At 70.9% G+C, this 10,605-nt stretch carries 14 protein-coding genes; all 14 read left to right on the top strand.

Annotated elements, in window-relative coordinates; translation table 11 throughout:
- The 14 genes from Q7L73_RS23555 to Q7L73_RS23620 all read left to right on the top strand — a co-directional run bounded on the left by Q7L73_RS23555 (position 1) and on the right by Q7L73_RS23620 (position 10,604).
- On the top strand, positions 1-630 hold the full coding sequence (locus Q7L73_RS23555) for a cell division protein SepF (RefSeq protein ID WP_304696274.1): 630 nt from the start codon (positions 1-3) through the stop codon (positions 628-630).
- Positions 631-674: 44 nt separating this feature from the next.
- Positions 675-1,436 (top strand): pyrroline-5-carboxylate reductase, encoded by a 762-nt coding sequence (locus Q7L73_RS23560; protein WP_304696275.1) that lies wholly within the window; start codon positions 675-677, stop codon positions 1,434-1,436.
- Positions 1,433-1,741, top strand: a complete 309-nt coding sequence (locus tag Q7L73_RS23565) for a YggT family protein (protein ID WP_304696277.1) — start codon at positions 1,433-1,435, stop codon at positions 1,739-1,741. Before Q7L73_RS23560 ends, Q7L73_RS23565 begins: the two co-directional genes overlap by 4 nt.
- Positions 1,738-2,214, top strand: a complete 477-nt coding sequence (lspA, locus tag Q7L73_RS23570) for a signal peptidase II (RefSeq protein ID WP_304696279.1) — start codon at positions 1,738-1,740, stop codon at positions 2,212-2,214. Before Q7L73_RS23565 ends, lspA begins: the two co-directional genes overlap by 4 nt.
- Positions 2,183-3,085: an RluA family pseudouridine synthase gene (locus tag Q7L73_RS23575; RefSeq protein WP_304696281.1), complete on the top strand. Its 903-nt coding sequence runs from the start codon at positions 2,183-2,185 to the stop codon at positions 3,083-3,085. The genes lspA and Q7L73_RS23575 overlap by 32 nt, the downstream gene beginning before the upstream one ends.
- Before the next feature lie 163 nt (positions 3,086-3,248).
- Positions 3,249-4,430: a 30S ribosomal protein S2 gene (rpsB, locus tag Q7L73_RS23580; protein WP_304715680.1), complete on the top strand. Its 1,182-nt coding sequence runs from the start codon at positions 3,249-3,251 to the stop codon at positions 4,428-4,430.
- Positions 4,427-5,023 carry a translation elongation factor Ts gene (gene tsf / locus Q7L73_RS23585; protein WP_304694875.1) on the top strand — a complete coding sequence of 199 codons (597 nt, stop codon included), beginning with the start codon at positions 4,427-4,429 and terminating at the stop codon, positions 5,021-5,023. The genes rpsB and tsf overlap by 4 nt, the downstream gene beginning before the upstream one ends.
- Complete coding sequence (gene pyrH, locus Q7L73_RS23590; protein WP_370552654.1) at positions 5,013-5,753, top strand: UMP kinase; 741 nt, start codon at positions 5,013-5,015, stop codon at positions 5,751-5,753. The genes tsf and pyrH overlap by 11 nt, the downstream gene beginning before the upstream one ends.
- Entirely contained in the window at positions 5,750-6,307 is a 558-nt protein-coding gene (frr, locus tag Q7L73_RS23595) for a ribosome recycling factor (protein ID WP_304694879.1), read from the top strand. Before pyrH ends, frr begins: the two co-directional genes overlap by 4 nt.
- Before the next feature lie 6 nt (positions 6,308-6,313).
- Positions 6,314-7,030: a polyprenyl diphosphate synthase gene (gene uppS, locus Q7L73_RS23600; RefSeq protein WP_304694881.1), complete on the top strand. Its 717-nt coding sequence runs from the start codon at positions 6,314-6,316 to the stop codon at positions 7,028-7,030.
- The gene (locus Q7L73_RS23605; protein ID WP_304694883.1) at positions 7,027-7,995 is read left to right on the top strand and encodes a phosphatidate cytidylyltransferase; all 969 of its coding nucleotides are present in this window, start codon (positions 7,027-7,029) and stop codon (positions 7,993-7,995) included. Before uppS ends, Q7L73_RS23605 begins: the two co-directional genes overlap by 4 nt.
- A 111-nt stretch (positions 7,996-8,106) precedes the next feature.
- Positions 8,107-8,316, top strand: coding sequence for a hypothetical protein (locus Q7L73_RS23610; RefSeq protein WP_304694885.1), 210 nt, complete (start codon positions 8,107-8,109; stop codon positions 8,314-8,316).
- 45 nt (positions 8,317-8,361) lie between these two features.
- A complete protein-coding gene (dxr, locus tag Q7L73_RS23615) occupies positions 8,362-9,519 on the top strand; it encodes a 1-deoxy-D-xylulose-5-phosphate reductoisomerase (RefSeq protein ID WP_304694887.1) in 1,158 nt (385 codons plus the stop codon).
- Complete coding sequence (locus tag Q7L73_RS23620) at positions 9,516-10,604, top strand: RIP metalloprotease (protein ID WP_304694889.1); 1,089 nt, start codon at positions 9,516-9,518, stop codon at positions 10,602-10,604. The genes dxr and Q7L73_RS23620 overlap by 4 nt, the downstream gene beginning before the upstream one ends.
- Position 10,605 lies beyond the last annotated feature (1 nt).

A 10,605-nucleotide genomic window follows, 5' to 3' on the forward strand; every position in this document is an offset into this window, starting at 1 on the left:
ATGGCATTTCGCGACACCTGGCACCGCGCGCTCGTCTACTTCGGCCTCGCCGTCGAGCACGACTACGACGACGAACCCGAGTACGACCGCGCGCCTGAGCGCGGCGGTCGTGACCGCGAGCGTGAGCGGCAGCAGCAGTACACCGAGCCCGAGGCCGACCTCGAGGACCAGTACCGAGAGCGCCCGAACGTGCGCCGGCTCAGCAGCAGCCGCCGGCGCCGGGACGAGATCGACGACATCTTCGCCGACGACGAGCCGTTGCAGCGGCGCACGAGCGTCCTGCGACCGGTCGGCGGCACGGGCGGCGGTGGAGGCGGTGGCGGTGCGGGCGTTCGCAACGGTCGCAGCGGGGAGGTCCGCGTGCATCTCGTCGTACCCAAGTCGTTCAACGACGCCCAGGACGTGGCGGACAAGTTCAAGGACTCGATCCCGGTCATCCTCAACCTGCAGGGGTCGGACACCGATCTCTCCAAGCGGCTGATCGACTTCTCCTCGGGCCTCACCTACGCGCTCGACGGCGGCATGCAGCGGATCGCCGACAAGGTCTTCCTGCTGACGCCGCGCAACGTCGAGGTCTCCGCGGAGGAGCGCGCCCGGCTGATCGAGAAGGGCTTCTTCAACCAGTCGTGAGGGGAAGCGGGCGGAGCGAGTCGCTCCGCTACGCTTCCGCTTCTATGCAGGTGGGACTGATCGGATCGGGCAACATGGCCAGCGCGCTCGCGCGCGGCTGGGGTGACCCGGTCCTCTGCACGGACGCGATCCAGCGTCGCGCCGAGGACCTCGCGGCCGAGCTCGGCGGCGAGGCGCTCGCCTCCAACATCGAGCTGGCGCAGCGAGCCGAGCTGCTGTTCCTCTGCCACAAGCCCGACCAGCTCGACCAGGTCGCGGCCGAGATCGCCGCCGTCGGCGACGCGCCGATCGTCTCGATCCTCGGCGGCGTGCCGCTGAGCGCGCTGCAGGCGGCCTATCCCGGCCGCCCGGTCTTCCGGCTGATGCCGAACGTCGCCGTCGAGGTCGGCCGCGGCGTGATCTGCGTCGCCCACGACGCCGACGTCGACCACGATCTCGCCGAGCGGGTCGTGACGCTGCTGGAGCGCAGCGCGACCGTCGTCAGACTCGACGACAGGCTGATCGACGCGGCGACCGCGGCGATGGGCGTCGGGCCGGCGTACGTCGCGCTCGTCGTCGAGGCGTGGGTCGACTCGATCGTGCGGCTGGGGATCCCGGCGCCGACCGCGTCGGTGCTCGTCAGCGAGACGGTCGCCGGCACGATCGAGCTGCTCGCCGCCAGAGACGGCGACACGCTCGCGGTGCGGCGCTCGGTCACCTCGCCCGGCGGCTCGACCGCCCGCGGCCTGGCCGCGCTCGACGCGCACAACCTGCGCACCGGCTTCCAGGCGGCCGCCGACGCGGTCGTCCACGGGGGGCGCAGATGAGCGGCCTCGTCCTCGCCTCGACGCGAGGGACGATCGCCGACTACGTCGATGCGCTCTTCACCGTCTACCTGATCCTGATCTTCGCGTACATAGTCGTGTCGATCGTCTTCTCGGTCGGCGTGCGCGTGCCGTACTCGCGCTGGAGCAGTGCGATCTTCGAGTTCCTCAGACAGGTCGTCGAGCCGTACCTCAACCTCTTCCGCCGCTTCCTGCCGAACTTCGGCCCGCTCGACCTCAGCCCGATGGTCGCGACCTTCGCGCTGATCATCGTCTGGCGGATCGTCGTCGGCGCGATCCAGCCGTGAGCGGCTCAGGGACGATGTGGCTGCGGGCCGGCGCCGTCGCGCTGGTCGTGCTCGTGCTCGACCAGCTGACGAAGGGCCTCGTGCGCGCCGACGTCGCGGTCGGCGAGAAGAACGAGGTGCTGCCGTTCCTCGACATCGGCCACGTCCACAACGACGGCGTCGCCTTCGGCTTCCTCGGCGGCGGCGGCGCGATCGTGCTGGTCGTGACCTTCGCCGCGCTGGCGCTGCTGGTCGGCTTCTTCGCCCGCAACCCGACGCGGCCGCTGCTGTGGCTGCCGACCGGGATGCTGCTGGGCGGCGCGATCGGCAACCTCGTCGATCGCATACGTCAGGGCTATGTGACGGACTTCATCGAGTTCCCGCACTGGCCGTCGTTCAACGTCGCCGACATCGCGATCACCTGCGGCGTGATCGTGCTCGTCGTCGTACTGGAGTTCGGACATGGCCGAACCGCTGCGGCTGGAAGCCGCTGAGGGCGACGCGGGGGAGCGGCTCGACAGCTTCCTCGCAACCCCGCTCGGATCCCGCGCGAAGGCGCAGCGCCTGATCGACGCCGGTCTCGTGACCGTCGACGGCGCCGCCCAGCCCAAGCGCCACAAGCTGCAGGTCGGCGAGCGGGTCGAGGTCGCGCCCGAGCCGCAGGTCGAGCTCGAGCCGGCCGGCGACGCGCCGTACGAGATCGCCTACGAGGACGAGCACCTGCTGATCGTCGACAAGCCGGCCGGCGTCGTCGTCCATCCAGCCCCGGGCCACCGCACCGGGACGCTGTCGCAGGCGCTCTCCGGTCGCGCCGCGGGCGGCGAGGACCCGGCCCGCGCCGGCATCGTCCACCGCCTCGACCGCGACACCTCCGGCCTGCTCGTCGTCGCCAAGTCGGAGCAGTCGCACCGGCTGCTGAAGGCGATGATCGAGGCGCGCGAGGTGCGGCGCGAGTACTACGCGCTGGTCGAGGGGACGCCGCCGGCGCGCTCGGGCACGATCGACGCGCCGATCGGGCGCGACCGTCGCGTGCGCACGCGCATGTCGACCGAGACCGACGACCCGCGCGACGCCCGCACCCACTTCACGCTGGAGCGCGCGCTGCCCGACTCGGCGCTGCTGCGGGTCGTGCTGGAGACCGGCCGCACGCACCAGATCCGCGTCCACCTGCAGGCGATCGGCTACCCGGTCGTGGGCGACCCGGAGTACGGCAGAGCGGGCAGATTCGGCCTCCAGCGGCAGTTCCTGCACGCGACCCGGCTCGCCTTCGAGCACCCGCTCAGCGGCGAGCAGGTCGACGTCTCCGCGCCGCTGCCGCCGGACCTCGCCGCGGTGCTCGCGCGGCTGGAGTCGCAGCTGACGTGAGGCACGAGGGCGTTCTCGTCCTCGTCGCGTAGACTTAGGAGCTGTACGCAGTCAAACGAACCCGGACGCTTCACGGTCCGCGGCCCTGCTCGGTGCGCCCGCATCGAGTTCCGCGCGATCGGCGACCGGACGCAGTCCCGCACTTCCACCAAGGAGCCACACCATGCCTGCCGGTCAGGTCGACCTCAAAGAGCTGCTCGAGAACGGCGTCCACTTCGGTCACCAGACGCGTCGCTGGAACCCGAAGATGCGCCGCTTCATCCACGGCGAGCGCGCCGGGATCTACATCATCGACCTGCTCAAGACGCAGGAGCTGCTGACCGAGGCCCAGGAGTTCGCCTCCGCCATCGCCCATCGCGGCGGCACGGTCCTCTTCGTCGGCACCAAGAAGCAGGCGCGCGACGGCATCAAGGAGGTCGCGGAGGCGGCCGGCATGCCGTACGTCAACCACCGCTGGCTCGGCGGCCTGCTGACCAACTTCGGCACGATAACCAACCGCATCAAGCGGCTGCACGACCTCGAGCGCTACGAGAGAGAGGGTCAGCTCGACCTGCTCCCGACACGCGAGCGGCTCGCCGCCAGAGCGGACCTGGAGAGACTGCGCGCCAACCTCGGCGGCGTCAAGAACATGGGCCGCGTGCCCGACGCGATGTTCGTCGTCGACCTCAAGGTCGAGGCGATCGCCGTCAAGGAGGCCAGACGCCTCCGCATCCCGATCATCGGCCTGGTCGACACCAACTGCGACCCGGACGAGGTCGACTACGTCGTCCCCGGCAACGACGACGCGATCAAGTCGTGCCTGACGATCACGAGAGCGCTCGGCACCGTCATCGGCGAGGGCCGCGAGGTCTTCCGCGCCGAAGAGGAGCGCGCCCGCCGCGAGGCCGAGGAGAAGGCCCGCCGCGACGCCGAGGAGCGCGCCCGCCGCGACGCCGAGGAGCGCGCCAAGCGCGAGGCCGAGGACGCCGCCCGCCGCGAGGCCGAGGCCGCCGCCAGAAGAGAGGCCCAGGAGGCCGCCGCCGCGCAGGCCGCCCAGGCCGCCCAGCAGGCGCAGGCCGCGCAGGAGGCGCAGGCCGCCGAGGCCGCGAAGCAGGCGCAGGCCGCCGCTGCCGCCGAGGCCGCCGCGCCGGCTGAGGCCGCTCCGGCCGAGGCCGCCGCCCCCGCCGAGGCCGCTGCGCCCGCCGAGGCTGCCGCGCCCGCCGAGCCCGCCGCCCCGGCCGAGCCCGCTGCCCCCGCTGAGTCCGCTCCCGCCGAGGCCGCTCCCGCCGAGGCCGCTCCGGCCGAGGCCCCTGCCGCGACCACCACGAACACCGACTCCGGCTCCGAGGGGGAGCCCACCGCATGAGCATTTCCGCCCAGGACGTGAAGGCGCTGCGTGAACGCACCGGCGCCGGCATGATGGACTGCAAGAAGGCCCTCGTCGAGGCCGACGGCGACCTCGAGAAGGCGATCGAGGCGCTCCGCATCAAGGGCATCGCGAAGGCCGAGAAGCGCGGCGACCGCGGCACCAGCGAGGGCACCGTCCAGTCCTACATCCACGCCAACGGCAAGATCGGCGTGCTCGTCGAGGTCGACTGCGAGACCGACTTCGTCGCTCGCAACGACGACTTCATCGGCTTCGCGAAGGATCTCGCGCTGCACATCGCCGCCGCCGGCCCCGTGTCGGTCGACGACGACGGCGTTCCGGCCGAGGACATCGAGCGCGAGCGCCGCATCGCCGAGGAGCAGTACGCCGACAAGCCGGAGGCGATCCGCCCGAGAATCGTCCAGGGCAAGATCGACTCGTGGCTCAAGGAGGTCGTCCTCCTGCGTCAGGTGCACGTCAACGGCGACAAGTACGACGGCCGCACGATCGAGGAGATCCGCGCGGCGCTCGGCTCCAAGACCGGCGAGAACGTCGTCATCCGCCGCTTCTCCCGGTTCGCCGTTGGCGACTGAGCCCCCTCACGCAGAGGGCGCGGCGTTCAGACGCGTCCTCGTGAAGGTGTCGGGCGAGTCCCTCATGGGCTCGCTCGACTACGGCACCGACCCGGAGAAGATCACCGCGATCGCGCGGCAGCTGGCGTCGATCCAGAGCCGCGGGGTCGAGGTCGCCGTCGTCGTCGGCGGCGGCAACATCTTCCGTGGGCTGGCCGCGCAGGCCTCCGGCATGGACCGCGCGACCGGCGACTACATGGGCATGCTCGCGACCGTCCTCAACGCGCTCGCGCTGCAGGACGCGCTCGAGAAGCAGGACGTGCAGACGCGCGTGCAGTCGGCGATAGCGATCTCCGAGGTCGCCGAGCCGTACATCCGCCGCCGCGCGATGCGCCACCTCGAGAAGGGCAGGATCGTCATCTTCGCGGCCGGCACCGGCAACCCGTTCTTCACGACGGACACGGCCGCCGCGCTGCGCGCGATCGAGATGCACGCCGAGGTGATCCTGATGGCGAAGAACGGTGTCGAGGGCGTCTACAGCGCCGACCCGGCGAAGGACCCGGACGCCGTCTTCATCCCGGAGATCACCCACATGGAGGCGATCGAACGGCGCCTGCGCGTGATGGACTCGACCGCGCTGACGCTCTGCATGGAGAACAGACTCCCGATCGTCGTCTTCAACATGGGCGACGAGCGCAACATCGATCGGATAGTTTCCGGAGATCGAGTCGGGACCCTGGTGAGGACATGATCGAAGATCTGCTGAAGGACGCGCGCGAGCGCATGGGGAAGTCGGTCGAGGCCACCCGCCACGAGTTCGGGTCGGTCCGCACGGGACGCGCCACGCCGGCGCTGCTCGACCGCATCATGGTCGAGTACTACGGCGCGCAGACGCCGCTGAAGCAGCTGGCGACGATCTCCGCCCCGGAGGCGCGCCTGCTGTCGGTGCAGCCGTTCGACAAGGGCTCGATCAAGGCGATCGAGAAGGCGATCATGGAGTCCGACGTCGGCCTCACGCCGAACAACGACGGCAACCTGATCCGCCTGTCGATCCCGGAGCTGACCGAGGAGCGGCGCAGATCGCTCGTCAAGGTCGTCCGCAACATCGCCGAGGACGGCCGCATCAGCATCCGCAACGCCCGTCGCGACACGATGCAGGACCTGCGTGAGCTGCGCGACGCGGGCGAGGTCGGCGCCGACGACGAGCATCGCGCCGAGAGCGAGCTGCAGAAGCTGACCGACGAGAAGGTCGCTGAGCTCGACGCCTTCCTGAAGCACAAGGAAGAAGAGATCCTCGAGGTCTAGGACCTCGTGGCACTCGCCGACGTGGCAGGGGACGGGGGCGACTCCGGCGGCAGGGCCCGCCGGGTCGCGATCATCACCGACGGCAACGGCCGTTGGGCGCAGCAGCACGGCCTCGACGTGACCGAGGGGCACCGCGCCGGGGCGGAGAACGTCAAGGCGCGGCTGCGCGACGCCGTCGAGCTGGGGATCGAGCAGCTCTCGATCTACGCCTTCTCGACCGAGAACTGGTCCCGCTCCGACGCCGAGGTGGCGGGGCTGATGGAGCTGTTCCGCGAGTACATCGAGCGCGAGACGCCGGAGCTGCACGAGGAGGGCGTGCGGATGCGCTTCGTCGGCCGCCGCGCCGACCCGGTCCCGGCCGACATCGTCGAGCAGATGGAGTGGGCCGAGCAGCTCACCGCCGGCAACGACAGAATCACCTTCTTCATCCCCTTCAACTACGGCGGCCGGGCCGAGATCGTCGACGCCGCGCGCAGCTTCACGGGGACGACAGAGCAGGAGTTCCGCGCCCACCTCTACGCGCCCGACCTCGAGGATCCCGACCTCGTGATCCGCACGAGCGGCGAGCTGCGGCTGTCGAACTACCTCGTCTGGCAGACGGCCTACTCCGAGTTCATCGTGCGCGACGAGCTGTGGCCCGACTTCGACCGCTCGGTCTTCGAGGCGACGCTGGCCGAGTACGAGACGCGCAGACGCCGCTACGGCGGACGGAGCGCGACGTGAGCAGCGGCGACAGCGGCTTCTTCGACGCGCTCGCCGAGCCGGGCCCCGAGGACGACGACGGCCTCGCGCGCTCGCGCGCCCGCCGCGGCTCCGGCGGCGGCAGGGGGAGAGGCTCCAGAGGCGGCAGGAGAGGCCGCGGCAGGAGAGCGAGAGCGGCGCCGAAGCAGCCGCGCTCCGGCTCGGACCTCGGCGGCCGCGTCGCGGTCGCGATCCCGGCCGCGATCCTGGTGATCGCCGTCAACGCCTTCGGCGGCCCGATATGGGCGCTCGCGCTGCTCGCCGTCGGCGTGCTCGCGATGCACGAGCTGTACACGCTGCTGAGACCGGTCCAGCCGATCGCGGTCGCCGGCTTCATCGCGCTCGCCGGGATGCTCGCGGCGGCGCTCTACGGGACGCAGTTCCACATCCTGCTGGCGGCCGTCTCGATCGTGCCGGTGCTGTTCGTGCTGACCGCGCTCGGCCCCGAGCGCGAGCACGCGACGCTGGCGATGTCGACGACGATCCTCGGCATCTACTGGATCGGCTTCGCGCTCGCGCACGCCGTCCTGCTGCGCGAGCTGCCGCACGGCAACTCGATCGTGATCAACGTGCTCGTCGGCACCTTCATCGGCGACACCGGCGCCTACTTCGGCGGGCGCATGTTCGGCCGCCGCAAGCTGGCGCCGAAGATCTCGCCGAACAAGACGGTCGAGGGGCTGCTGATCGGCATGGTGTGCGCCGTCGCGGCGGTCGTGCTCGCCGGCCTCTACCAGGACTGGCTGTCGACGACCCAGGCGCTGATCCTCGGCGCGGGCGTCGCGATCGCCGCGCCGATCGGCGACCTGTTCGAGTCGTTCGTCAAGCGCGACGTCGGCACGAAGGACACCGGCCGCGCCTTCGGCGCCCACGGCGGCGCGCTCGACCGCATCGACGCCGCGCTGTTCGCGGCCGTCATCGGCTACTACATCTGGTACGCGCTGATGTAGCCGCGCGCCGGCCGTGACGCCGGGCGCGCCACCGTTTTTCCGCAACTTCCCCGCTCAGGGCCCGTCTCGACGTGCAGAACCAGGGACGGACGGAAGGGCAGGGGCTTTCTCGTGAAGAGGGACGGACAGCGGCCACAGGGCCGCCGATCCCTGCTGGGCGGAATCGGGCTGGCGCTGCTGGCGCTTGTGGCGCCAGGGGTCGCGACGGCTGAAGATCGCGTCACCACGTTCGACGGCTCGCCGTCGCTGACCGAAGCGGTCGCGGACGCGCGCAGCGCCGGCGCGACGCTGACCAGCACGAAGCAGCTGACGATCCGCTGAGCACCGCTTAGCTGTCCGAAACCAAGGCTGCCTACAATCCAGCGAATGCCACGCCGCCTGCTCATCCTCGGCTCGACCGGGTCGATCGGAACGCAGGCGCTCGACATCGTCGCGCGCTCTGAGGATCTCGAACTCGTCGGGCTCTCCGCACAGTCCTCCTGGGAGACGCTGGTCGAGCAGGCGGACGCCTTCGGCGTCGACCGGATCGCGCTCGCCGACGAGCACGCCGCCGCCCGCGCCGGCGAGGCGTGGACCGACGGCCAGGTGCTCGGCGGGCCCGAGGGGCTCGTGCGGCTGGTCGTCGAGGCGGAGGCCGACCTCGTGCTCAACGCGCTCGTCGGCTCCGCCGGCCTCGGCCCGACCGTCGCCGCGCTCGGCGAGGGGATCGACCTCGCGCTCGCCAACAAGGAGTCGCTCGTCGTCGGCGGCGAGCTGGTCAACCAGCTCGCCGAGGCGACCGGGGCGCAGATCATCCCGGTCGACTCCGAGCACTCCGCGCTGCACCAGCTGCTCGCGGGCGAGGATCCGGCCGCCGTCGACAAGCTCGTGCTGACGGCCTCCGGCGGCCCGTTCCGCGGCAGAACCGCGGCCGAGCTGCGCGACGTGACCGTGCAGCAGGCGCTCGCGCACCCGACCTGGGCGATGGGCGGCAAGATCACGATCGACTCCGCCACGCTGATGAACAAGGGGCTGGAGCTGATCGAGGCTCACCACCTCTTCGGCACGCCGTACGACCGGCTCGACGTCGTCGTCCACCCGCAGTCGATCGTCCACTCGATGATCCAGCTGTGCGACGGCGCGACGCTCGCGCACCTCGGCTACCCGGACATGCGCGTGCCGATCTCCTACGGCCTCCACTACCCGGACCGCGCCGACGTGCCGCTGAGAGCGCTCGACCTCGCCGACGTCGGCTCGCTCAGCTTCGAGCACGTCGACACCGACACCTTCGCCTGCCTGCGGCTCGCACGCGAGGTCGGCGTCGCCGGCGGCACCGCGCCGTGCGTGCTGAACGCCGCCAACGAGGTCGCCGTCCACGCCTTCCTCAACGGGCGCCTGCGCTTCCTCGAGATCGCCGAGGTGATCGAGCACGCGCTGAACGTCGTCGAGACCGGCACGATCCACGCCTTCGAGACGCTCTACCGCGCCGATCGCGCCGCCCGCGACGCCGCGAGCGCGCTGGTGCAGGAGCGCGCGACCGCATGAACTACGCACTCGCGTTCGTCGGCTTCTGCGCGCTGATCGTCCTCCACGAGCTGGGCCACTTCACGGCCGCGAAGCTCGTCGGGATGCGCGTCGAGAAGTTCTCGCTGTTCTTCGGCAAGCCGCTCGCGAAGGTCCAGAAGGGCGAGACCGAGTACGCGGTCGGCTGGATACCCGCCGGCGGCTACGTGCGCATCACCGGCATGAACCCGAACGAGGAGATACCGGAGGAGATCGCCTCGCGCGCCTACTACCGGATGCCGGTGTGGAAGCGGATCGTCGTGATCGCGGCCGGCCCGCTCGTCAACGTCGTGATCGCCTTCCTGATCCTGTGGGCGCTGCTGCTCGCCAACGGCACCGTCACGAACACGCCGGTCGTCTCCTCGCAGGACCTCGGCCAGCCGGCCGCGCAGTACCTGCAGCCGAACGACCGCGTCATCTCCGTCGACGGCGTCAGAGGCGACCCGGCGGCGATCGCCAGACAGGTCGCGACGCACAGATGCGCCGGCGCGCAGGTCAACGGCTGCTCCGCGGCGACGCCCGCCAGCGTCGTCGTCGAGCGCGACGGCAGACTGCTGACGTTCGCGATCACGCCGCGCTACGACGGCAGAAGAGGGATCGACCGCGCGCGGCTCGGCTTCAGCTACGAGTACGGCCAGCGCGACGTGCCGGCTGGCGAGGCCGCCAGCCTCAGCCTCACCGGCATGTGGGACGTCACGACGGCGACGGTCAGAACCTTCGCGAAGCTGTTCCAGGCGAGAGAGCGCGAGCAGCTCAGCGGCGTCGTCGGCACCGGCGAGACGCTCAAGCAGGGCTTCGACTTCTCGACCGAGCGCGCGCTCGGGATCCTCGCGCTGATCTCGCTGTCGCTGGCGATCATCAACCTCTTCCCGTTCCTGCCGCTCGACGGCGGCCACATCTTCTGGGCGATCGTCGAGAAGCTGCGCGGCGGCCGCGCGGTCCCGTTCTCGGTGATGGAGAAGGCCGGCGCGGTCGGCTTCGTGCTCGTGATCATGCTCTTCTTCATCGGCCTGACGAACGACATCGGCCGCATCTCCGACGGCACGCTCGGCGACATCCCGCGCTGAT

Origin of the sequence: Conexibacter sp. CPCC 205762 (genome assembly GCF_030646155.1) — a bacterium.
In the GTDB taxonomy this organism is placed as follows: domain Bacteria; phylum Actinomycetota; class Thermoleophilia; order Solirubrobacterales; family Solirubrobacteraceae; genus Conexibacter.